The 22,276-nt window shown below is 72.0% G+C and carries 23 protein-coding genes and 1 tRNA gene; 12 read left to right on the top strand and 12 right to left on the bottom strand.

The features are described from left to right. Positions 1-398: 398 nt before the first annotated feature. A complete protein-coding gene (locus IE295_RS03980) occupies positions 399-1,514 on the bottom strand; it encodes a carbohydrate binding domain-containing protein (RefSeq protein WP_190061985.1) in 1,116 nt (371 codons plus the stop codon). 322 nt (positions 1,515-1,836) lie between these two features. Here IE295_RS03980 and IE295_RS03975 point away from each other — a divergent pair, with 322 nt between their 5' ends. After that, positions 1,837-2,199, top strand: coding sequence for a hypothetical protein (locus tag IE295_RS03975; protein WP_190061984.1), 363 nt, complete (start codon positions 1,837-1,839; stop codon positions 2,197-2,199). Between the two features lie 109 nt (positions 2,200-2,308). Here IE295_RS03975 and IE295_RS03970 read toward each other — a convergent pair whose 3' ends face one another. After that, positions 2,309-2,761 (bottom strand): DUF4442 domain-containing protein, encoded by a 453-nt coding sequence (locus IE295_RS03970; protein ID WP_190061983.1) that lies wholly within the window; start codon positions 2,759-2,761, stop codon positions 2,309-2,311. 147 nt (positions 2,762-2,908) lie between these two features. On the opposite strand from IE295_RS03970, the gene IE295_RS03965 reads away from it, so the two are divergent. Then, positions 2,909-3,886, top strand: a complete 978-nt coding sequence (locus tag IE295_RS03965) for a DUF8017 domain-containing protein (protein WP_308013129.1) — start codon at positions 2,909-2,911, stop codon at positions 3,884-3,886. Positions 3,887-3,908: 22 nt separating this feature from the next. On the opposite strand, the gene IE295_RS03960 is transcribed toward IE295_RS03965, so the two are convergent. Beyond that, the gene (locus IE295_RS03960) at positions 3,909-4,754 is read right to left on the bottom strand and encodes a spermidine synthase (protein ID WP_190061981.1); all 846 of its coding nucleotides are present in this window, start codon (positions 4,752-4,754) and stop codon (positions 3,909-3,911) included. Between the two features lie 38 nt (positions 4,755-4,792). Further along, entirely contained in the window at positions 4,793-4,969 is a 177-nt protein-coding gene (locus IE295_RS03955) for a hypothetical protein (RefSeq protein WP_190061980.1), read from the bottom strand. A gap of 135 nt (positions 4,970-5,104) precedes the next feature. Between IE295_RS03955 and IE295_RS03950 the strand changes: the two genes are divergently transcribed. From IE295_RS03950 to IE295_RS03940, 3 genes are all read left to right on the top strand, one after another. Then, a complete protein-coding gene (locus tag IE295_RS03950) occupies positions 5,105-5,869 on the top strand; it encodes a TVP38/TMEM64 family protein (RefSeq protein ID WP_190061979.1) in 765 nt (254 codons plus the stop codon). A 123-nt stretch (positions 5,870-5,992) separates the two neighbouring features. Beyond that, complete coding sequence (locus tag IE295_RS03945) at positions 5,993-6,610, top strand: TetR/AcrR family transcriptional regulator (RefSeq protein WP_190061978.1); 618 nt, start codon at positions 5,993-5,995, stop codon at positions 6,608-6,610. Positions 6,611-6,732: 122 nt separating this feature from the next. Then, on the top strand, positions 6,733-8,085 hold the full coding sequence (locus IE295_RS03940) for an FAD-dependent oxidoreductase (RefSeq protein ID WP_190061977.1): 1,353 nt from the start codon (positions 6,733-6,735) through the stop codon (positions 8,083-8,085). A gap of 39 nt (positions 8,086-8,124) precedes the next feature. On the opposite strand, the gene IE295_RS03935 is transcribed toward IE295_RS03940, so the two are convergent. Then, positions 8,125-9,126, bottom strand: coding sequence for an alpha/beta fold hydrolase (locus IE295_RS03935; RefSeq protein ID WP_190061976.1), 1,002 nt, complete (start codon positions 9,124-9,126; stop codon positions 8,125-8,127). A 116-nt stretch (positions 9,127-9,242) separates the two neighbouring features. On the opposite strand from IE295_RS03935, the gene IE295_RS03930 reads away from it, so the two are divergent. The 4 genes from IE295_RS03930 to IE295_RS03915 all read left to right on the top strand — a co-directional run bounded on the left by IE295_RS03930 (position 9,243) and on the right by IE295_RS03915 (position 13,749). Next, on the top strand, positions 9,243-9,956 hold the full coding sequence (locus tag IE295_RS03930; protein WP_190061975.1) for a TetR-like C-terminal domain-containing protein: 714 nt from the start codon (positions 9,243-9,245) through the stop codon (positions 9,954-9,956). A 102-nt stretch (positions 9,957-10,058) separates the two neighbouring features. Further along, positions 10,059-11,267 (top strand): cytochrome P450, encoded by a 1,209-nt coding sequence (locus IE295_RS03925; protein ID WP_190061974.1) that lies wholly within the window; start codon positions 10,059-10,061, stop codon positions 11,265-11,267. Positions 11,268-11,374: 107 nt separating this feature from the next. After that, positions 11,375-12,829: an MFS transporter gene (locus IE295_RS03920; protein ID WP_190061973.1), complete on the top strand. Its 1,455-nt coding sequence runs from the start codon at positions 11,375-11,377 to the stop codon at positions 12,827-12,829. Between the two features lie 86 nt (positions 12,830-12,915). Continuing rightward, on the top strand, positions 12,916-13,749 hold the full coding sequence (locus IE295_RS03915) for an alpha/beta fold hydrolase (protein ID WP_190061972.1): 834 nt from the start codon (positions 12,916-12,918) through the stop codon (positions 13,747-13,749). Between the two features lie 68 nt (positions 13,750-13,817). Here the strand turns inward: IE295_RS03915 and IE295_RS03910 are convergent, their stop codons facing one another. Both IE295_RS03910 and IE295_RS03905 read right to left on the bottom strand, forming a co-directional pair. Beyond that, a complete protein-coding gene (locus IE295_RS03910) occupies positions 13,818-14,498 on the bottom strand; it encodes an HAD family hydrolase (protein WP_224323230.1) in 681 nt (226 codons plus the stop codon). Next, positions 14,485-15,660: an acyl-CoA dehydrogenase family protein gene (locus IE295_RS03905; protein WP_190061970.1), complete on the bottom strand. Its 1,176-nt coding sequence runs from the start codon at positions 15,658-15,660 to the stop codon at positions 14,485-14,487. Before IE295_RS03905 ends, IE295_RS03910 begins: the two co-directional genes overlap by 14 nt. A 108-nt stretch (positions 15,661-15,768) precedes the next feature. Here IE295_RS03905 and IE295_RS03900 point away from each other — a divergent pair, with 108 nt between their 5' ends. Then, complete coding sequence (locus tag IE295_RS03900) at positions 15,769-16,362, top strand: TetR family transcriptional regulator (protein WP_190061969.1); 594 nt, start codon at positions 15,769-15,771, stop codon at positions 16,360-16,362. An 8-nt stretch (positions 16,363-16,370) separates the two neighbouring features. On the opposite strand, the gene IE295_RS03895 is transcribed toward IE295_RS03900, so the two are convergent. Then, complete coding sequence (locus IE295_RS03895) at positions 16,371-17,444, bottom strand: ScbA/BarX family gamma-butyrolactone biosynthesis protein (RefSeq protein WP_263453709.1); 1,074 nt, start codon at positions 17,442-17,444, stop codon at positions 16,371-16,373. A 238-nt stretch (positions 17,445-17,682) separates the two neighbouring features. Here IE295_RS03895 and IE295_RS03890 point away from each other — a divergent pair, with 238 nt between their 5' ends. After that, positions 17,683-18,261 carry a ScbR family autoregulator-binding transcription factor gene (locus tag IE295_RS03890; RefSeq protein ID WP_224323229.1) on the top strand — a complete coding sequence of 193 codons (579 nt, stop codon included), beginning with the start codon at positions 17,683-17,685 and terminating at the stop codon, positions 18,259-18,261. Positions 18,262-18,275: 14 nt separating this feature from the next. On the opposite strand, the gene IE295_RS03885 is transcribed toward IE295_RS03890, so the two are convergent. The 4 genes from IE295_RS03885 to IE295_RS03870 form a co-directional block, all read right to left on the bottom strand. Next, the gene (locus IE295_RS03885; protein WP_190061967.1) at positions 18,276-19,850 is read right to left on the bottom strand and encodes an MmgE/PrpD family protein; all 1,575 of its coding nucleotides are present in this window, start codon (positions 19,848-19,850) and stop codon (positions 18,276-18,278) included. A gap of 99 nt (positions 19,851-19,949) precedes the next feature. Next, positions 19,950-20,318: a nuclear transport factor 2 family protein gene (locus IE295_RS03880; RefSeq protein ID WP_190061966.1), complete on the bottom strand. Its 369-nt coding sequence runs from the start codon at positions 20,316-20,318 to the stop codon at positions 19,950-19,952. A 92-nt stretch (positions 20,319-20,410) separates the two neighbouring features. Then, positions 20,411-21,373 carry a diacylglycerol/lipid kinase family protein gene (locus tag IE295_RS03875; RefSeq protein ID WP_190061965.1) on the bottom strand — a complete coding sequence of 321 codons (963 nt, stop codon included), beginning with the start codon at positions 21,371-21,373 and terminating at the stop codon, positions 20,411-20,413. A 29-nt stretch (positions 21,374-21,402) separates the two neighbouring features. Continuing rightward, positions 21,403-21,492 (bottom strand) — tRNA-Val (locus IE295_RS03870). Positions 21,493-21,739: 247 nt separating this feature from the next. Here IE295_RS03870 and IE295_RS03865 point away from each other — a divergent pair. Then, positions 21,740-22,183, top strand: a complete 444-nt coding sequence (locus IE295_RS03865) for a hypothetical protein (protein WP_190061964.1) — start codon at positions 21,740-21,742, stop codon at positions 22,181-22,183. The last annotated feature ends 93 nt before the right edge of the window (positions 22,184-22,276 follow it).

The raw sequence follows: 22,276 nt of genomic DNA, 5'->3' as shown, positions 1-22,276 counted from the left end.
TTCGCAGGAGGGGGCAGCCAATAGCCAACAGGGGCCGCGCAAGGAATTACTGAACGGCTCATTGACGAGCCCGCAACGCGGGCGGGTCCTTGTTTATTCGGGCTGGTCGGGGCGGTTACGTCCGGGGAATGTGTCCCGGGCCACAAACCGCGGGAGCCAGCAGTTCCCCGGGATGGGAACCGGACGACTCGAAGCAGCCAGGGATCCACAAACCCGCAGGTGGCAGATGCTTGGTGAAGGGTGTGCGAACGAATCCGGACCGGACCCGTTGAATACTCACGGAAGTGGATTTGACCGTGCCGTGACGCCACCTCAGGATGGGGGGCCGCCTGTGATCCGGACCGGGAGGGGCTGCCCAGCCGGATATGACTGGGCAACCGGAGTCCGGAGCGGGTCGCCTACCGCGCGACATCCGGGTCCGGCACGGAGGGGCCGAGCCAGACGTGGGCGAGGAGCATGCCGTTGCTGCCGCCCGGATTCGCGGGCAGTTCCTTGTGGAATCCCGAGGGGCCCGGGTTGGCGAAGCGCACGGTCACTTCACCGACGCCCTGCGGGGCCCGGAACCGCAGCCGGCGCTTGCGCCAGAGCGGGTCATTGATTTTCTTCCGGGGGTCCTGGGACGAGACGGCACCCTTTCCGGCGTAGTACTGGACGTAGTCCTCCCAGACCAATACGGTCTCGGAACCCGGAGCGCCGTACCGTACATCGGCCCGCAGAAATGCGGGCTCTCCGGGGACCTTGAGAACGTGATAGCCCGTGTAGAACGACAGCTCGTACCAGGAACCGGGGGCCACCGTGACGGACTGCTCGATGTACCCGCAGGTGTTGTCCCCGTCGATGTCGACGATGTTCTCGCCTGCGTTGAACGGGTGTTCGCGGTCCTGCGGGAAGTGCCCGTCCTTTTCCCCGTCGATCAGGTCGATCAGCGCGCCGGGCGTGCCCGTCCGGGAGGGAACCCACTTGCCGTAGCCCTGGTACGTACCCACGCTCCACGAACCGAGCGCACGTGTCCTCCGTGCGTAGAGGACACCCTGATTGGGTTCCCATTTCCCGTCCGCCGCGAACTGGACGTCGGAGAACCCGCCGTTCTTGATGAGGTTTTCCACCGGGCGCGCATCGGCGATCTCGAATTCCACACCGGATTTCACACCCGCGATCTCCAGTGCGTCATCCAGTTTTCGCAGCCCGGGCGCCGCGTCCTGCAGCGCCCGCACATCGATCGAATAGAAGCCGTTCCGTTCCGGCGTGCCGTCGTTCAGGTGTAACTCGCTCTGGAACCTCAGCTGCCGTGATTGTGGGTCCCACCTGGGGTCCAGCGGGATGTTGATCTTCGCGCGATCGACGATGTAGTGGACCTCGCCACCATCGGGAAATGTCACGCCGTCGGGGAATGTCACCGCGATCCATTCCTTCTGACCGCTGATTCGGACATCCGACGTCACATCGACGGTGAAGGATGCCGAGCTCCCCGGCCGCAAGGTGGGCGCGAAACCCTGCCTGATTGCGAGCGTCATTCTTCCGCCTTCCTGTCGTCTGGTTCGGACGGAATCGGACTCTAACCGGGCGGGCACCTGAAAAGGCAAACCGGAATTGACCATTTCGGCGCATGACGCATGCATCAAGCCACGATTTTCAGCGGCTTTCATTGATCGACATCAAAAAAATCCACGCGGATTACATGTTTCCCTGAAGGGGTGTCAAGAGTGCCGCCAACAGGGAATACCGCGTGACCGGGAAGCGACTCAAACCGCATGTGCCGATATGACACCGACCTCGTGGGGCCGGTACCAATGAATGGCAGCCGGCGAAGGGCCGACCGAACCGAAAGGGAGAGCAATGGCCGTCGAGTTCAAGCTCGTCAAGTTCGAGATCAGCAGGCAGATGTGCGACAAGCCCTACGTCGTGGAGCAGGGGTTCACGCTCAGGGGGAAGTTACGCTCCGAAGGGTCGAACCCCTCCTACAACGTGGCGCTCCAGTCGTTCTCGCTCCAGTCATGGCAGGACGGGCAGCTGAGCCATTACCCGATCGGGTTCGACCAGGTGACCCTGGAAAGGACGCTGACGGGAGACAGCGCCGACGACGGTCGCATCAAGCTGACCATCCACCGACGGCCCCACCCCGAATGGGCGAAGGCCCCCGGCTGGAACTTCAGCGGCACCGTCACGGCCCTGGTCATCGCCGACCTGGCGTCCTCGTAACGACCTCGCACCCCCGAGGCGCCGGCACCCGCCCCCCTCCCCACGCAAAAGGCCCCACCCGATCCCTCGGGTGGGGCCTTCAACCTGTACCGGCGGTCACGCCACGGGACTACGCGTTGGGCCGCAGGGTCCACACGACGGTCATCTCGCCGGTCACGGCGCCGTCCTCGCGCGTGATCGCGATGTGCACCGGGAACTCCGGGCGCTCGCCGGCGTCCAGCTCGGCGATCACCTCGTCGGCCGGGCGGCCGAGCTCGGCGGTGGCGGTGACCGGGCCCATGGCGAGCTTCTTGTAACCGATCTCGGCGCGCACGGCCAGCGGGACGGCGCGGGAGAGCTCGGAGCCGAAGGCGGCCAGGACGATCGCGCCGCTGGCGGACTCGGCGAGGGTGAACATCGCTCCGGCGTGCGGGCCGCCGACGTGGTTGTGGTAGTCGGGCTGGTCGGGCAGGTGGATGACGGCGCGCTCGGGGGTGATCTCACCGAAGGTCAGGTTGAGCGTGCGGACCATGGGCACGGTGGCCGCGAGGGCCTCGCCGATCGAGGGCAGGGTCTCAGACATGCCGGTAAGTTACCAGCCGGTAAGAAAAGCGGGAAGGGGCACGGATCACAAGCGGCGCCGCACCCTCTAGGGTTATCCGCCATGTGGCCAGGACAGCAGCCGCCCGGGGGCGAGCAGAACCCGCAGGACCCTAACCGGAACCCGTACATGCAGCCCGGTTACCCGCAGCAACCGAACCCGTACCAGCAGCAGGGTTTCCAGCAGCCGAACCCCTACGCGCAGCCGGGCGGCCCGCAGCCCGGGCCGGCGGGGCCGCCGTCCGGGCAGTGGACCGGGCCGGGCGCGCCCGGCGGGCCGCAGCCTCCGGGCGACGGGCGCAACAAGCGCACCACGGTCATCGCGATCTCCGCGGCGGTGGCGGTCGTGATCGCGGCCGGGGTGACCGGCGCGGTCGTGCTCACCGGCGGCGACGGGAAGGACGACCAGAAGGCGACCGAGGCCAAGGAGAGCGCCAAGCCGTCGGTGTCCGCCCCCGCCTCGTCCTCGCCGGGCGGAGGCGGCGAGGACAACCCGCGGGCGAGCACCGACATCAAGCCGGTCATCAGCGGCTGGAAGGTGGTCCAGAACCCCAAGCGGCACGTGGTCTTCGACGTGCCGCCCGAGTGGGGCGTGGCGTCCACGGGGACCGGCGTGATCGTTCCGGACGACACGGGCAAGGACAAGGACGGCATGGCCGAGGCGATGTCCTCCCCCGCCTACTTCCAGGAGACCCGCTGCACCAGGACGAACGACAAGGGCATCAAGCTCAACCACGAGGCCGGCATCACCGGGGCCAAGGGCGCGCAGGGCGCCAAGAACCTTGAGGAGGCCGCGGAGAACGCCGCCGCGAGCTGGGCCTGGGCGATGTTCGACCAGAAGAAGCAGGGCCACCTCAACATCGGCAAGCCCTCCGCCTTCAAGAGCGACCACGGCATCACCGGCTTCACCGCGATGACCACGGCGACCGACGTCCCCAAGAGCCACAAGTGCGCCACCGACGGCAAGGCGTACTCGGTGGCCTACAAGGACGACACCGGCGACCTCAACACCTGGATCTTCGCGGGCATCAAGGACGAGAAGGACGAGGTCCCCGAGGACACCATCAAGAAGATCATGAGCACGCTCCGGCCGCTCAAGTCCTCCTGAGGCCGCCGCCCGCCCCTCGCCGTCAGCCGATGCCGAACGAGCCGCCCGGCGGCTCCGGCGACCCGACCGCGTCCGCATCGCCGACCGGCGCCGCCCCCGCTGCGAACCGCGCCAGCCCCGGCCCGTCCTCGACCCGGGCCGGGAAGGCGTCGGCGGCGGCACGGCGGGCGAGCGCGGCCAGCGGCAGCTCGGTGTGCGCCGCGACGAGCACGGCGTTGCCGAAGCGGCGGCCCCGCAGCATCGGGGCCTCCGCGATCAGGCACAGGTGGGAGAAGACGGCCGCGTACGTGGCGACCTGCCCCCGCAGGAAGTCGAACGGCGCCCCGTCGGCGAGGTTGGCCACGTAACGGCCGCCGGGGCGCAGCACGCGCGCGGCGGTCCGGGCGTACTCGAGCGAGGTGAGGTGCGCGGGCACCCGGGAGCCCCCGAAGACGTCCGCGACGATCACGTCGGCGGAGTCGTCGGGGGCGGCCTCCAGGGCGGCGCGGGCGTCCGCCGCCGTCACCTCGATGCCCGATCCTCCCGGGAGCGGGAGGTGCTCGGCGACCAGGGCGATCAGGCCCCGGTCGGCCTCGACCACGCGCTGGCGGGAGCCGGGCCGGGTGGCGGCGACGTAGCGGGGCAGGGTGAGGGCCCCGCCACCCAGGTGCAGCAGGTCCAGCGGCTCGCCCGGCTCGCCGGTCGTGTCGAGGACGTGCGCGAGGCGGCGGGCGTACTCGAACTCGAGGTGGGTGGGGTCGTCGAGGTCGACGTACGACTGGGGCGCGCCGTTCACCGTCAGCAGCCAGGCCCGCGGCCGGTCCACGTCGGGCATCAGCTTGGCGGTGCCCCAGTCCACGTCACGGCTCACGGGTATCGGTTCGTCCACCCCTTCATTGTCGGGGATCGGCGGTGTCCTCCGCCCCGCTAAGGGGGGTCGCCGTCGGCGGCGTGCTGCGCCAGGCCGACCCGGAAGCCGTCCATCCATGTCTGGGTCATGTGGCGGATCACCATCTTCAGCTGCTGGGCGGTCAGGACCTTCTCCAGGTGCCCTTGCCTCAGCGCGAGCCTCGCCCGGCGTTCGGCCGCCACGAACAAGGCCATCTGATCAGCCCTTTCGAATGCCCCTTCCCTCCGCTCTTCCCTCCGCTCTTCCATGGCAGCACCCTAGGCCGGGCCCTGCCCGAGGGCACGTGAGTTTCGGCCCCCGCCGGGGGCGGCGTCGGTTACGCTCCTTCGATGCTGGACACCGCCGCTCCCTCCCCGGGCCTCACCGCGCGCTGCCTGCGGGTGCTGCGCTCCCCGTGGTTCCGGCTGGGGCTGCTGCTCGCGCTGCTCGGCGGCGCGGTGGGGGGCGTGCTGGTCCTCCGGCCGGAGCGGCTGCTGACCGGCGGCTGGCCCTCGCAACTGTCCGGCGGTGCCGCCCTGGTGCTGTTCGCGGTGGCCTACGGGCTGTGCACGGCGGCGTTCGTGCCGCGGCCGGTGCTCAACATCGCGGCCGGCGCGCTGTTCGGCGCCCCGCTGGGCACGGCCGCGGCCGTGGTGGGGACGGTGCTGGGCTCGGCCGCCTCGTTCGGCCTGGGGCGGCTGCTGGGGCAGGAGGCGCTGCGCCCGCTGCTGCGGGGGCGCTGGCTGAAGGCCGCCGACCGGCAGCTGAGCCGGCACGGCTTCCGGACCATGCTGGCCATCCGGCTCTTCCCCGGGGTGCCGTTCGCCGCGGCGAACTACTGCGCCGCGGTCTCCCGGATGGGCTGGCCCGCCTTCCTGCTGGCGACGGGAGTGGGCGTCGTCCCCAACACCGCCGCCTATGTGGTCGCCGGCAGCCACGCGGCGTCGCCGACCTCCCCGCCGTTCCTGGCGGCCATGGCCTTCATCGCCGTCACCGGCCTCGCGGCGGTCGTGGTGGCCTGGCGCAAGCGGGCCCGCGGCCGGGCCGGAGGGGAAGACAGCACCGGACAGGAATGCAGCGTCGGACGGGAAGGCAGCACCGGCCGAAAAGGCTGATGGGGCGATCCCCCGCGTCGCCCCATCAGCGGCACAGCGGCGTCCGCCCTGCTCAGCGGGCGGGACAACCGGATGCCCCCCTGAGTATATTGGCTCGGAGCCAGTCAACGCAGGAGTAAGCGCATGTCTCCCCGCAGCGCGGCGGTCAACGAGGAGTTGCGCCGCAGGTCCCGAGAGCGGCTTTTGCAGGCCACCGTCGAGCTGGTGGACGAGCGCGGGTACGAGGCGACGACGCTGGCGGACATCGCGGACCGGGCCGGAGCGGCACGCGGACTGGTCTCCTACTACTTCCCGGGCAAGCGCCAGCTGCTGCAGTCCGCCGTGCACCGGCTGATGCACCGCGAGCTCGCCGCGTACCTGGAGCGGGAGCCGTGCACCACGGACGGGCGCGAGCGCCTCGCGCGGGCCATCGACGCCGTGCTGGGGCTCGCGCGGGACCGGCCCCGCCTGATGCGCACCCACATGGCGGGGATGCTGACGGCCGAGGGCTTCATCCAGTGCCCGGAACAGCAGCGCCTGGCGTTCCTGCTGCGCGACACCGTGGCGCGCTACGGCTCCGCCGACCCGGACACCGACTACCGCATGCTGCGCGCCCTGTTGATGGGCGCGGTCGTGGCGATCCTGCTGCCGGGCGCGCCGATGCCCGCCGAGCGGCTGCGGGCCGAGCTCTTCCAGCGCTACGGGCTCGAGTGGGGCCTGGGCGTGCCCCCCGCGGCCGAGCCCCCGGCGGAAGGCTTCTGAACCCACCGGCACCCACCGGCGTCCGTATCGAGCATGGGCGGCGCGGACGGCCCACCTGCCGATCCCGCGTTCCCCGTGCGATGCTGGAGTCACTCGCGGGACCGCGCGGGAAGGAGCCCTTCGTGCTTCGTGTCGCAGTCGTCGGATCGGGACCGAGCGGGGTCTACACCGCCCAGGCCCTGCTGGAGCAGCGCACCGTCCCCGCCGTGGCGGTGGACGTGCTGGACCGGCTGCCGTGCCCGTACGGGCTGGTGCGCTACGGCGTCGCCCCCGACCACGAGAAGATCAAGTCGTTGCAGCGGAACCTCCGCGTCGCCCTGGAGCGGCCGGGCGTGCGCTTCCTGGGCAACGTCCCGGTCGGGGACGGGCCGGGGGCGCTGTCCCCGAGGCTGCTGCCGGAGCTCTACCACGCGGTGGTCTACTGCGTGGGCGCGGCGAGCGACCGGCGGCTGGGCATTCCCGGCGAGGACCTCCCCGGGAGCTTCTCGGCCACCGAGTTCGTCTCCTGGTACAGCGCCCATCCGGACGCCGCGCCGGGCGGGTTCGTGCTCGCCGCCCGCTCGGCCGTGGTCATCGGGGTCGGCAACGTGGCCGTCGACGTGGCGCGGGTGCTGGCCCGCGGCGCGGACGAGCTGCGGCACACGGACGTGCCGGACGCGGCGCTGACGGCGCTGGCCGACAGCCGGGTGGCGGACATCCACATGGTGGGCCGGCGCGGCCCGGCGCAGGCGAAGTTCACCACCAAGGAGCTGCGCGAGCTCGGCGCGCTGCCGGGCGCCCGGGCGCTCGTGACGCCCGGGGAGGCGGCCCTCGACCCGGCGTGGGCCGACCCCTCGGCGCTGCCGCCGGCCGCGCGGCGCAATGTGGAGGTGCTGCGTCAGTGGTCGCAGGCCCCGGTCCCGGGGAGCGGGCGGCGGATCCGGCTGCGGTTCTTCCTGCGGCCGGTGGCGCTGCTGGGCGACGACGCCGTGCGCGCGGTGCGCTTCGAGCGCACGGCCCTCGACGAGCGGGGCACGCCGGTGGGGACGGGCGACTTCGAGGAGATCGAGGCGCAGTTGGTGCTGCGGTCGGTGGGCTACCGCGGCGTGCCGATCCCCGGGCTGCCGTTCGACGCCGAGCGCGGGACGGTGCCGCACGACCGGGGCCGGGTGCTCCGGGAGGGGGAGCCGTCGCCGGGCGAGTACGTGGCCGGCTGGATCAAGCGCGGGCCGACGGGTGTGATCGGCACCAATCGCCCGTGCGCCAAGGAGACGGTGGCCTCGCTGCTCACCGACGCCGAGGCGCTCATGGCCCGCGGGCCGGCGGACGACCCGGCGCGGGCGCTGCGGGCGGCGGGCGTGGAGCCGGTGGAGTGGCCGGGCTGGCTGGGCATCGAGGCGGCGGAGGCGGCGCTCGGCGAGCGGCTGGGCCGCGGCACGGTGAAGATCCCCGACTGGGACGGGCTGCTCGCGGCCGCGCGCGGACGAAGCTCCTGACCGGATCCCGTCCGCGCGGACCGCCGCACCGCCCGGGGGTCAGCCCTGGGCGGGCAGGTGGGCCAGGAAGTCCAGCAGCGCCGCGTTGACCTCGTCGGGCCGCTCCTGCTGGGTCCAGTGGCCGCAGCCGGGGAGGGTGATGCTGCGGTGGAGTCTGGGGACCGTCGCCTCCGGCGCGGCCAGCAGGTCGTCGACGCCGGGGAAGGACCGCACCAGGTCACGGTCGCCCGCCATGAACAGCGCGGGGACGTCGATGACGCGGCCGGCGAAGGGGGCGAGGAGCTCCCAGTTCCGGTCGATGTTGCGGTACCAGTTCAGGCCGCCGGTGAAGGCGCGTTCGCCGTGCTCGTCGAACTCGCGGACGAAGGCGCGGATGTCGTCCTCGGTCAGCCAGGAGGGCAGCCGGTCCGGCTCCGCCATCGTGTCCAGCACGCTGGCGCCCTCGGGGATCACCCACGGGCGGGGCGGGGCGGTCGCCGGGCTGTCGCCCGAGGCGCTGTACAGGATGCGGCGGAAGGTCCCCGTCGGGTCCTGCGCCAACTCGCCGTCGGCCAGCCCCGGTTCCTGGAAGTAGTTCTGGTAGAAGCCGTCGCCCAGCACCTTGCGCAGCGCCACCAGCGGCGGCACCGGGCCGCGCGGGATGTGCGGGACGCTCAGCCCGGCGACGCCGCGTACGACGTCGGGCCGCAGCAGGGCCGTCGTCCAGGCCACGGGCGCACCCCAGTCGTGGCCGACGACGACGGCGCTCTCCTCGCCCAGCGCGTGGATCAGGCCGATCACGTCGCCGGTCAGGTGCAGCAGGCTGTAGGCGTCGACGTCCTCCGGCTGCTCGCTGCGGGCGTAGCCGCGCTGGTCGGGGGCGACGACGCGGTATCCCGCCGCGGCGAGCGGACCGAACTGGTGCCGCCAGGAGTACCAGCATTCGGGGAAGCCGTGCAGGAGCAGGACCAGGGGCCCGCTTCCCTGTTCGGCGATGTGCAGCCTGACGCCGTTCACCTCGACGAAGCGGTGCTCGACCGCGCTGACGTGTCCGCTGGTCACGTGTCCTCCTGACGTCGCCCTGCCGGGCCCGGTACGTACGCCGTCAACGATGCCCGTCGCCACCTTTGTTCCTGGAGATGATCGACGAATCGCATCCGGCCTGAGAGAGTGCCTGTATGACACAGCGGAATTTACGCGCCGACGGTGCCGACGGTCAGGATGCCCTCGTCCGCCGCGCGAAGGAAGAGGCGGTCCTTCGGCTGGCCGGGCGACGGAACGTCGATCTCGACCTCGGGGCGGTGGCCGGTGCCTCCGGCATCGAACTGGCCCGGCTGCGCGAGCACTTCCCCGACGAGGAGGCGCTGCTGACCGCGCTGATCCTCGACGCCTACAACGCGATGAGCGACAGCGCCGAGGCCGGGGCGGCCCGGGCCGCGGCCGCGGGCGCCGGCCTGCTGGAGCGGTGGGTCGCGGTCTGCGCGGGCGTCCGCGACTGGGCGCTCGCCCACCCCGACGAGTACGCCCTGATCTGGGGTCAGCCGGTGCCGGGCTACAGCGCTCCCCCGGAGACGATGGCCGCCGGCGCGCGCACGGTGCTGGCCCTCATCGCGATCCTGCGCGACGCGCAGAAGGAGGGCCGGCTGACGGAGCACGCGGACGGCGCGCCGCTGTCCGAGGGCATGCTCCGCAATGCGGAGAGCCTCGCCGCCGGGCTCCTGGAGGGGTTGCCGCATTCCACCATCGCCCGCATGCTTGTCATTTGGACCCAGCTTCACGGTATGGTCGGATTCGAGGTGTACGGCCACATCGCGGGCGTCGCGGCGGATCCCGCCGCCTTCTTCGAGCACGCGGCCGCCTCGATGGGCGAGTTCGTCGGACTGCCCCGCTGAGAATTGGGCCGGCCGGCCCCTTGTAAGCCGGTCGTCAGTGGTGTGTCAGCACGGTTGCGCATAGTCGGCGTCACAACGGTTTTCTCATGAGGGAGACATGTGATGCTCGCAGCCGAACAGACCGTTCTGGACTGGCCGTTTCCCCGGACGGCCTCGGGCTGCCCGGCTTCGATACTCGCCGAACTGCGTGAGGGCCCGCCGTGTGCGGTACGACTTCCGGCCGGCACGGCGGAATCACGACGCGCCTGGCTCGTCACCAGACACGCCGACGTCCAGCAGGCGCTCAAGGATCCACGGCTGAGCGCCGACGAGCTGCTGCCCGACGCCCCGGTGCGCATCCAGGTGCCACCGGGCCAGCGGCCGAGTTCCTTCCTGCGGATGGACGATCCGGAGCACTCCAGACTCAGAGGCATGATCGCCACCGAGTTCACCGCGCGCCGGGTGCGGGGGCTCGCTCCCGCGGTGCAGCAGCTGATCGACGACCTCCTGGACGACCTGGCCGGCCGGCCGCAGCCGACCGACCTGCACGACGCCTTCTCCCGGAAGCTGCCGACGCTGGTCATCGCCCGCCTGCTGGGGGTGCCGGACGAGGACTCCCCGTACTTCATCGAGAAGACGCAGGTCACCATCTCCCAGGGGGACCCTGAGCGTTCCTACGCCGCCTACCAGGACATGACGCGCTACCTGGGCGAGCTGGCCACCCGGAAGCTGACCGAGCCGCAGGACGACCTGATGAGCCGGCTGGCCACCCGGCACCTGGCGACGGGCGCCATCGACCTCGACGAACTCGTGGGCATCGCCCGGCTCGTGCTGGTCGCCGGCCACGAGACCACCACCAACCAGATCGCCCTGAACATCCTGAGCCTGCTCCGGGACGACGAGCTGCGGGCGAAGGTGCTGGCCGACGACGGCGCGCGCATCCCGCGGTTCATCGAGGAGTCGATGCGCTACTGGTCGATCTCCCAGGACGCCATCGTCCGGCTGGCCGTCGAGGAGTTCGAACTCGGCGGCGTCACCATGCGCAAGGGCGACGCGGTGGTCATCTCGATCCCGGCCGCCAATCACGACCCGTCGGTCTTCCCCGACCCCGGCCGCCTCGACGTCGACCGCGACACCAGCAAGCACATGCAGTGGGGCAACGGGCCGCACTTCTGCCAAGGAGCCCCGCTGGCCCGCCTGGAGATGGATCTCGCCCTGCGCGGCCTCTTCGGGCGCTTCCCGGACCTGCGCCTGGCCACCGACGACCCCAACAGCCTGTTCCGCGTCGGCACGGTGTTCCACGGGGTCAGCCACCTGCCCGTCACCTGGTGACCCCGAGCGACTCCCCCACCTCCCCCACTTCCCCGCGGCGACGGGCCGTCCAGGCGCGCCACGGGACCGATGAAACCCCCCGGCCGAACCCAGCAGGAGTACAGCGGATGAGCGCTGACACAAGCACACACCCCGCCGAGACGCTCGTGGAGGAATCCACGGCGGCGGCCGAGAGCCCCTCGTGGGGGGCGCTCGCGGTGGTGATGGTGGGAACCTTCATCACCGTCCTCGACTACTTCATCTCCAACGTCGCCGTGCCCTCCATCCAGAAGGACCTGGGGGCCAGCTCGGCACAGGGCCAGATGATGATCGTCGGCTACGGCGTGGCCTTCACCGCCGGAATGATCACCGGCGGCAAGATCGGTGACCTCTACGGCCGGCGCCGGATGTTCATGCTGGGCCTGGCGCTGTTCACCCTGGCCTCGGCCGGCTGCGGGCTCGCCCCGTCCGCCGAGGTCCTCATCGGCCTGCGGGTCGCCCAGGGCGCCGCCGCCGCGCTGATGGTCCCCCAGGTGCTGGGCATCATCGGGTCGGTCTACGACGGGCCCAGCCGCGGCAAGGCGTTCACCGTCTACGGCCTGGTGGTCGGCCAGGCGGCCGTGTTCGGCCAGGTGATCGGCGGCGTGCTGATCACCGCCGACGTGGCGGGCCTGGACTGGCGGTCCATCTTCCTGATCAACGTCCCGATCGGCGTGGTGGCCCTGGCGTACGCCACGAAGGTGATCCCCGAGTCCCGGGGCGCGGACGGGGCGCGGCTGGACGGCCTCGGCGCGCTGCTGACGACGGCGGCCCTGGTGCTGGTGGTGTACTCCCTGGTGCAGGGCCGCGAGGAGGACTGGCCGGCCTGGAGCTGGGCGTGCCTGGGCGGCGGTGTGGTGCTGTTCGCCGCGGCCGTGGCCCACTTCCGCCGGCGCGGTGCCCAGGGCCGCAGCCCGCTGATCGACCTCACGCTGTTCCGGGTGCGCAGCTTCTCGGTCGGCCTGTCCGCCACGCTGTCGTACTTCCTGGCGATGGGCTCGTTCTTCTACCTGCTCGCGCTGTACCTGCAGCAGGGCCGGGGGCTCACGCCGCTGGAGTCGGGCCTGCTGTTCTTCGCGCTCGGCGCGGGCTTCTTCGGCTCCTCGATGATGTCGCCCAAGCTCGCCGCCCGGGTGGGGCAGCAGCTGCCGGCCGTGGGCACGCTGACGCTGGCCGTCGGCTACGTGCTGGTGGGGCTGACGGTCGCGGAGTCGGGTGAGACCGCCTCCGTGCTCTGGCTCGTCCCCTCGCTGATCGTCGCCGGCGCCGGCATGGGAATGACCACCGGTCCGCTCACCAACACGGTGCTGTCGGGCATCGACCCCGAGCACGCGGCCTCGGCCTCCGGTGCGCTCAACACGGCGCAGGAGGGCGGCGCGGCCATCGGCGTCTCGATCGCGGGCACCGTCTTCTTCCCCGCGCTCGGCGCGGCCCTGCCGGGCGACTACCCGCACGCCTTCGACATGGCCCTGATCCCGCTGGTGGCCTTCTGCCTGACGTCCGCCGCCCTGATGCAGCTGCTGCGCCGCCGCGCCGCACGCTGACCCCCACGGGGCCCGGCCGGAGCACCGGCCGGGCCCCTCCGCACACGACCGCTGCCACGACCCCCGCCACGGCCCGGAGGCCCGCCATGCCATACGTCGCTACCAGGGACGGCACGAACCTCTTCTACAACGACTGGGGCACCGGCCGGCCGGTGATCCTGCTCGGTACGGCCATGATGAACTCCCGGATGTGGGAGTTCCAGGCGCCGTACCTGGTCCGCAACGGCATGCGGTGCGTCACCTACGACCGCCGCGGCTGCGGCCGGTCGGACTGGCCGTGGGAGGGCTACGACTACGACACCCTCGCCGACGACCTCGCGGACCTGATGGAGCACCTGGACCTGCGGGAGGCGGCCCTCGTCGGCTACGCGGTGGGCGGCGGCGAGGCGGTGCGCTATCTGACCCGTCACGGCGCGGACCGCGTCGCGCGGCTGGCGCTCGTCGCCTCGACCACACCGTTCCTGATGCGGTCCGAGGACAATCCCGACGGCCTGGACATCGCCCTCTTCGAGGAGATGGCCGGCGCGATGGCCCGGGACCGGGCCGCCTGGATGACCTCTCTCGGCGCGTCGTTCTTCGGCGGTGCGGAGGCCGCCGAAGAGGGGCGGGCGCCGGTCTCCCCGGAGCTGGCCGACTGGATGACGCGCATCGCCCTCGACTCCTCGCCGCGGGCCGCGGCGGAGATCTACCGGACGCTGTTCACCGAGGACCAGCGGGCGGAGGTCGCCAAGGTGGGCGTTCCCACGCTCGTCGTCCACGGCGAGGCCGACGCGGGAGCACCGTTCGGGCTGTGCGGTCCCAGGACCGCCGCCCTCGTCCCGGGCAGCACGTTCCTGCGCTACGAGGGCGCGGCGCACGGCCTCTTCGCCACCCACGCGGACCGGCTCAACGAGGACCTCCGCGCCTTCCTGACGCGATGAGCGCCGAAAGGCCCCCGGGGCCGGCGGTCCCGGGGGCTGCGGTGGCGGGCGGTCCGGCCGTCAGCCGGTCACCGGCCGACGGCCCCGGCGAGCCGCTCGGCGTCCGCCAGCGCCTGCCCGAGGCCGGAGAACTCGCCCACGGCGACGCGGTGTCCGACCTCCATCAGCATCGGCAGGTCGGAGATGTGGTCCCCGTAGCCGAAGCAGTCCGCGGGGTCGATGTCCGGGTAGCGGGCCAGCAGTTGCCGGACGGCCGTGCGCTTGCCCTCCCCGATGACCGGCTCGCCCAGGATCCGCCCGGTGTAGACGCGGCCGCAGCGTTCCATGCGGGCGCACAGGACGTGCCGGGCCCCGACGGCCTCGGCCAGGGGCGCCAGCAGCGCCGGTATCGACCCGGAGACCAGCGCGACGGCCGCCCCCTCGGCGCGGTGGCGGTCGAGCCGGACGAGGGTTCTGGCGATGAAGAAGTTCCCGTCCGTCAGGCGTTCGGACAGCCAGCGGCGGGCCCAGGCCTCGACCTCGGCGGCCGGCTCGCCGCGCCAGGCGCGGTAGTACACGCGGTTGGCCTCCTCGCGGGAGAGCCCGGCGGCCGTCTCGGCCGCCAGCCGCTCCCGTACCTCCCGGGACCGGCGCACGCCCTCGGCGCCGTGCCTGCCCTCGAAGTAGAAGCGGAGAAAATCGAATGGACTCTTGCAGGTGATCAGGGTCTCGTCCACGTCGCAGAAGACCAGGCGCTCAGGTCGTGACAAGGGAAGCCTCCTTGGGCTCGGTGAGGACGGCTTCGGCATAGGCGTTGGCCGCGGATTCCGGGTCGAGGGCGCTGTGCGCGGCGATGGTGTGCACGTCCCGCCAGCACCGCTGGAGTTCGCCCTCCCCGTTGCGGGCGTGCACGCCACCGGTCCTGAAGAGCCGTTCGACTCCCTTGACCAGAAGGTTCGTGGCGGCCGCGGCGTCGCGCCGGTTGCTGGCGACGGTCCGTTCGGTGACGCTGCCGAGGTCCGCGCGCAGGGCGGCGGACCGCAGCAGGAGCCCGGCGGCCTCGACGTCGCCGGCGGTGCGGGCCAGGGTGCGGTGGAGCGTGGGGTTGTCGCGGCCGCCGGCGCGGTCGGCGCGCAGCCGGACGGCCGCCCACCGCGACCACACGTCGAGCGCGTGCCGGGCGGCGCCGAGCGCCGACGCGGCGAAGATGAGGCCGCCGACGAGATGCGCGGGCACGGTGTGGCACCGCGCGCGGCCCGGCCCGCTCGCGCCGTTCATCAGGTCCGCCACCAGGAACGACCGGTGGTCCGGGACGTAGGCCGCGCACACGACGACCGTATTGCTGCCCGTCGCCCGCAGGCCCGTGCTGTGCCAGGAGTCGCGCACCGCGAAGTCGCCCCGGGGCACGGCGTGCAGGCGGACGGGCTGCCCGTCGGCCTGGGGGTCGCGGGCGGCCAGCAGCGCCCAGTCGGCGAAGTCGACGCCGCTGACGCACTCCCACTCGCCCCTGAGCATCCGGCCGCCCGGTACGGGCTCGGCGCTGCCCGAGGGGGTCACCGCGGCGGCGAGGCGCACGTCGGGACCACGGCACCACAGGTCCTGCTGCCCCTGGGGCGGCAGGTAGGCGGCGAAGCGGCTGTGGGCGGCCCACAGCGCCCCGCACCAGGCGGCGGACGCGTCCGCGTCGGCGACGCCGGCGACCGCGGTGAGCAGATCGGTGAAGGTGCCTTCGGTTCCACCCCGGGCGCGGGGCACGAAGTAGCGGGGAAACCCGGCCTCGGTCAGGAGCCGCACCGTCTCGGGGACGAGCCGGCGGCCCTCCTCGGCGCGCGCGGCGTGGGTCGTCGCGGAGGCGGCGGCGTCCGGCGACCAGACGGCCGGGGCGACGTCCTCACGACCGGCCCGTCGCGGTGCGTACTGCGAGTGGAACATGTAGTGCGCTCCTTGGCTCAACAACTATAATTCCTTCATGCAGGTATGTTCCTTGCCTGGATCACTGCTCGACGACCATCAGCCCAACTCTCTTCAAGGAGGCGCGCCTTGGCCAGACAAGCGCGGGCCCTGCGCACCTACGACCGGGTCCTCGACGCGGCCGCGAACGAGTTCGCGCAGAACGGTTACGCCAGAACCAATCTGCAGAACGTGGCGGACCGGACGGGCCTGACCAAGGGCGCGGTGTACGGACACTTCTCCTCCAAGGAGGAGCTCGCCGCGGTCATCGTGGCCCACCTGGACTCGGTCACGGACGACCTGCTCGGCAGCGTCCGGGAGAGCACCGTCCCCGCCTTCGACCGGCTGCGACGCCTGATCCTGTCACTGGCCGAGCTGTTCGAGCGGGACATGCGCGTCAGGGCCGCCCTCCGCCTGGCGCTCGAGACGGCGCAGGCCGATGCTAAGCCGCCGCAGATCCTCGACGAAGTGCAGGAGAGGACACGGGCGCTGGTGGGCGAGATGCAGAGCGAGGGGTGTCTGGACCCGGCCTTGCCGGCCGGGGCCGTCGCGGATCTGGTGACCGCCGCCGTCTTCGGCACGCATTACACGGCGACGGCCTGCGGACAGGAGAACCTGAGCGGCAGGGTGCACGCCATGTGGGAGGTCCTGACCCGCACGGTCATCACGTCCGGGACCGCGTGATGCCCGGCTCAGTCGGCGGTGCCGCAGAGCAGGGCCCGGCTGCCGCCGACAGGAGCCGCGCCCGTCTGCGCACAGACCCACACCAGGGTGGCCGTGGCCACCGCCGATCCGCCCTGGACCGCGGAGATCCGCATCCGTACCGGATCGTCCGGGCCAACGCCCGGTTCATAGGCCTCGGTCACGAGGCTGACCGGCTCGTCCAGCTCGGCGAAGGCCGCGCAGTCCACCGAGGCGCCGGCCAGCGCGTAGGACCGTCCGCCGTCCACCCACGATCCGCTCTCGTGCAGGTGGAGGTAGCCCAGTTGCCGGAAACCCTCCAGGATCACCATGAGCGGCAGGTGATCGGTGGGGTGGTCGAAGAGGATCGCGTGGTTGGGGTCCGGCCGCAGCAGCCACTGGCCGGGCGACTCCCCCGGCTCGAGCACGCAGTCCTTCGCCCGCAGCCGGCCCACGCTGGGCGCCGGCCCGGTCCGCCGGCGGGGCGTGGGCCAGCCGGCCGCGGTACCCCCGTCCGGCGGATGCCCCTCACTGCCGGTCTTTCGCGTCAGCCTGCGCAGCAGGGAGTAGCTGCGGTCGTCCACCACGAAGGCGCCGATGCTCCCCCGCCCGCAGACCCGGCCGCCCACCGTCAGCTTCACCTCGAGCCGCATGCCGTACCGGCGCGGCGGGCGATTGTCCTCCCACGCCCATCTGACGTCCAGCAGTACGGGCAAGGGGGTTCCGCCGACCCGCAGGAGCTCGGGGTCGTAAATCTCGAAGTCCAGGTCCCGGCCGACGAAGCGGTGTCCCAGGGGGATGCCGAAGTGCACATGGCCGAGGTAGAGCAGGGTCTGACGGATCGTCTCCGCGAACAGCATGGGGTCGGCCAGGCCGTTGTCGTCGGGATGGTAGAGCGCGTGGTCGCGCGGCCACTGCGCCGCGACCACGAAACCGCCGTCGCTCGCCCGGACGCCGTCGGTGACGAACACCTCCGCCACCGCCGCTCTATGGACGAGCTGCCGGGATATAGGCTGTAAGAACGTGAGTTGGGGAGTACCGAGAGGGGCCGTTTCCGGATCACCGGAAAGGCCGGCACCCTCCATCGGTACCGCCGAGCGCTGCTGCATGCTTCCTCCGCCCAGATCGACGTGCCACGCCGTGAAATTCTGTTCGAGGTCTTGGGTGCGCAGAACAAATATACCTTTGAGAAGGTATATTACAAGGAGGGGGTGACACAAAAGTGCAGCAGGTTGTCATAGAGCACAGAGAGGCACCATGAAGACCGATAAGAGTGAGCGAAACGGGCATCTGGGTTCCGCATCCACCGACGGAACACGGGAGTTGAAGCAGGAGCGTGCCATCCGGACCCGCGGGGTGATCCTCAACGCCGCGGCGGCCGCCTTCGCCGAGCGGGGCTTCCCCGACGTCACCATCGTCGACATCGCCGACCGGGCCGCCATGACCAAGGGCGCGGTCTACTTCCACTTCGGCAACAAGGAAGCGCTCGCTGTCGCGGTGACGGAGGAGTTCTACCGCCGGCTGGCCGAGGTCGTCCGGCCCGCGCTGGACTCCGACCATCCCCCGCTGCGGAAGGTCACGGACCTCCTCACGCGCGTCGCCGTCTCCTTCCGGGACGACCCCGCCATCCAGGCGGGTGCCCGGCTGCAGATCGAACGCCCGTACATCAGCGCCCCGTTGCCCGTGCCGTACGTCAACTTCACCCAGCTCCTCGCCGATCTGCTGGGGCAGTGCCAGCAGGAGAGCCAGCTGCCCGACGGAGCGAAGCCGGAGGCGCTGGCCCGGGTCCTGCGGTCCGCGCTCTTCGGCGCCCAGCACATCTCCTGGGTGCTGGCGAACCGCGAGGACATCGTCGAGCGGACCGAGGAGATCATCGACGTCATGCTGCCCGCGGCGCGCTGAGGCGCGGGTTCGCCTCAGTCCATGAGCGCGGCCTCCACCCACCTGCGCACGCCCCGCGCCCTCATCCGGTGCAGCCGCCCCACGGACTCGGCGACCTCGCGCGAACCGCCGACCGCCAGGAACTTCTCGCGCACCAGCTGGGAATGCCGGGCGCGGGTGTCGGGCCCGGCCGCGCCGAGGGGAATGAGACGCTCCCGGGTCACGGTCCGGCCGTTCACGAGCCGCACGGTGACCCGAGCGCCCGTCGCCTTGGTGGACCGGGAGAAGTCCCGCCCGTCCATCTCGACGGAGCCGACGAGGTCGACCAGCTCGTCGCCGCCGAAGTCCCGCAGCCACGGCCTGGCCAGCGGGCCGGCCTCCCGCACCGCTTCCCCGAAGGGCGCCTCGGAGCGGAACAGCTCCCGGGTCATGTCCTCGTCGTGCTCCAGGCGCACCCGCTCGGCCAGCTGCCACCGCCGGCGCTCGTCCACCCGCGGCGAGGAGAAGTCCTCCACCGCGAAGTGGCCGGTCAGCAGCGTCGTGGCCACCGGGTAGGGGATGTCCAGGACGAGCGCGCCCAGCGGCGAGCCCGGACCGGTCACGTACGTCGCCGCGCGCTTCCCGGCGAACAGGGTGTACAGCGAGGCCTCGACGACGATCTCCTCGACGTCGTCCGGGTGCAGCGGCCCGAGCACCTGGTGGATCTCCGAGGCGCAGTCCACCGCCGCGTCGATGCCCGGTCCGCCCGGGTGCATCTTGAACGACAGGGTCTCGGTGTGCCAGCGCCTGCCGAGGCCTTCGGTGATCACGTCCGGCAGCGGCACGGTGGCGAAGCGGGCCAGGAAGCCGTCCTGGTGCTCCATGATGTCGGGGGCGCCCCGCAGCCCGGCCTCCGCCGCGTCGCAGGCGTCCATGGCGGTCCGCACCGGGGTGAAGGTGTTGAACAGCCGGGCGTCGCTGGCCAGGAAGGCCCGCATCAGCGGCCAGTTGGGCATGGCGAAGGCGAGGCCGAAGGCGTTCTCCCACACCTCGGCCGGTGCCCTCTCGACGTGCAGCCGGCCCGCGACGGCACCCGCGAGGTGGGTGTGGACCGCGCTCTGCCCGCGCAGGGGGCCCAGGGTGGCGGCGGCGGTGAGCCGGGCCGCGCACTCGTTGGCCGCCACGACGGCCGTCAGCAGCGAAAGGCCGTCCAGGCGGCGGGCGTACGCGAAGGCGAGCGGCACCGCGACGGTGGAGTTGGACAGGTGGCCGGCGTAGGCGGTGTCGTCGAGGTTGAGCCAGGAGCCGAGGGCCGCGAGGACCCCGGCGGCGTTCTTCGGGTCGCTCTGCACGGGGTGCCCGAACGCCGAGATGAGCATGCGGCCCAGCGGGTGCTCGAGTCCGGCGCGGATCGAGGCGACCTGGGACAGCACCTGGCTGGCCGCCAGCTTCAGGACCCGGCAGGGGATGTCGTCCGGGTGCAGGGTGGCCGCCCAGTGGGAGAGCTGTTGCAGGGGCGTCCCGCCCGGCACGGGCCGGCGCCGCGCGTACGGGGCCGGCCGCGCGTCCGGCGCGATCCCCCATTCCTCGCACAGTGCCTGCACGAGGTCGGTGCCGAGGACATCCACCATGACCCAAACGCCCTTTGCGTGAGAGGTAGCTCGATGAGAAGACGGGGAAGGGAGCGGTGGGCGGTGCCCACCGCTCCCCCACCGGGTGCGAACGCCGGTTTAGGCGGCCGGGACCTTGTCCAGGAAGCCGTAGACGCCCTTGATGCGGCCGTCCTCGTCGGTGACGATCACGTCGAAGCCGATGGCGATCGGCTCGGTGCCGGGCGCCGTGACCAGGGCCCACTGGAAGCGGGCGATGTTGTGGTGGGCGTCCACCGTGCCGTGGAGCTCGAAGGTCAGGCCCTTGAACTGCTCCTGGGCGCCGGCGAGAACCGCGCCGATGCCCTCGTGGCCGGCGACCGCGGCGAGCGGGTCGATGTACGGGGCGTCCTCGGTGAACAGCTCCGCGACGGCCTTGGCACGGTTGTCGGCGTCGGCCTCGTTCCATGCGGCCAGGTAGCGGGTGACGAGACCGTTGAGGTCGCTCATGCTGACTCCATGATTCGTATCGGTGTATCCATAGGGTGTTGACGCCACAGGGCGCCAAGTCGTGGGGAGGCCGCGCGGGCCCGCCGGGCCGGCTACGGCAGCTGTGCCGGGGCCCATACGGACAGCGCCGCCTCGCGGACCTCGAAGGTCGCCGAGGTTCCGATGCCGTGCTGGTACTCGCCGTCGTGCTCCAGGGGCAGCCGTTGCCCGTCGGTCCGCTCGACGACGATGACGCGGCCGCGCGCGTAGACCGTGGAGGGGTGCTCCATGTGGGCGGCGGTACGGGTCAGTTCGGGGACCCTGGAGGCGGGGATGTCACCGGCGATGACGCACACGTCGAGCAGTCCGTCGTCCAGGCGGGACTCGGGCAGGACCAGGTACTGCCCGCCCCGGTAGGGGCCGCCGCCGACGTTGGCCAGCACGGTGGGCCCCTCGTGGACGACGGTGCCGTCGACGGTGACGCGGCCCGGGTAGGGGCGGTAGTCGGCCGCGGTGTCGGCGAACGCCTTGGCGTAGCGCGCGCGTCCGGCCAGCGGGACCTCCCGTGCGGTGATCAGGGCGTCGGCGATCACGCCGCTGCACGCGCCCAGGAAGACCGCGTTGCCCGTCTCGCGCAGGAGCGCGACGTCGAGGCGGTGGGCCCGCGCGGTGCCGCCGGGGCCGGAGTCCGCGAGGACGGCCTTGAGCGCGTCCTCCCAGGGGCGGTCGCCCCAGAGCATGCGGTATCCGGAGTTTCCGGTGCCGCCGGGCACGATGGCCAGGGACGCCCCGCCGCCCCCGGGGACGACGAGTCCCTGGACGACCTCGCGGACGGTGCCGTCCCCGCCGACCGCGACGACGAGGTCCGGCGCCTGGGCCGTGCCGCCGCCGGCCGCGGCGCGCGCCACCTCGGTGGCGTCGCCCGGCGCGGTGGTCAGGTGCACCTCGACGGAGTCCAGGTGGGCAGCGCACAGCTCGGCGATCCGCTCGATCCATTGCGGGCTGTGGCTTCCGGAGGCGGGGTTCGCGACGATCAGGGCCCGGGTGGGCCCCGTGACTGCGGCTCGGTCTGCCATGTCGGACGTACTCCTCCTCGTTGATCGTGCGGAGAGGGCAGGATTCGAACCTGCGAGGGCCGTGAAGACCCGGCCGGGCGTGTGCCCGGACCCCGTTGGGCCGCTTCGGGTACCTCTCCTCGTCGCCGGGGGCGGCGTCCGGTCCCTTCCGGGCCGTCCTCCCTTCGACACCCATGACTCTGCCAGGGGCCGCTGACAGCGGGCTGACTCCGCGCTGTCATCACGCCGGGACCGCCGGCCGGTGCTCTCGTGTAAGCGCGCTGTCAGCGGCTGCTGCCACGCTCACGGGTGACGTCCGCGCCCGTGGGCCCCCGTGCTCCCCGGGCGCACCACCCCCGTGCACAACAGACAGGCAGGAGTGTTCTCATGACGACCTATCAGACCTCGGCGGCGCACCGCACGGACCGCGCGGACTCCTCCGCGGCCAAGCCGCTGCGGGTCTTCCTCACCCTCGACGCCGTCGTCACCGGCGGCAACGGGCTGATCTACCTGCTCGGTGCCGGGCCGGTCGGCGATCTGCTGGACCTGTCCACCGGCTTCCTGCGCGGCATCGGCGCCTTCCTGACGGTCTACGGCGTCCTCGTCGCGGTGCTGGCCTCCCGCCCGGTGCCCCCGGCCCTGGCCACCAAGGTGGTCATCGAGGCCAACCTGCTGTGGGCCGTCGCGAGCGTTGCGGCGCTGGCCTTCGGCTGGATCGACCCGAACACGGTCGGCACGGTGTGGACCCCGCTCCAGGCCGTGGTCGTCGCCGCGTTCGCGTTCCTGCAGATCTCCGGTCTGCGCAAGCTCACCGGCCGCTCTTCCGGCTGACGCGAGAAGCCTTCGGCCGTCGCACGACGAACGGCGCGTGGCCCCGCCCGTCCAACGGGTGGGGCCACGCGCCGTTTCCGTGCCCCTTGCGGG

The sequence above is a fragment of the Streptomyces griseocarneus genome (genome assembly GCF_014655595.1).
GTDB classification, from domain to species: domain Bacteria; phylum Actinomycetota; class Actinomycetes; order Streptomycetales; family Streptomycetaceae; genus Streptomyces; species Streptomyces griseocarneus.
This window is presented reverse-complemented; position numbering and strand designations above follow the sequence as displayed.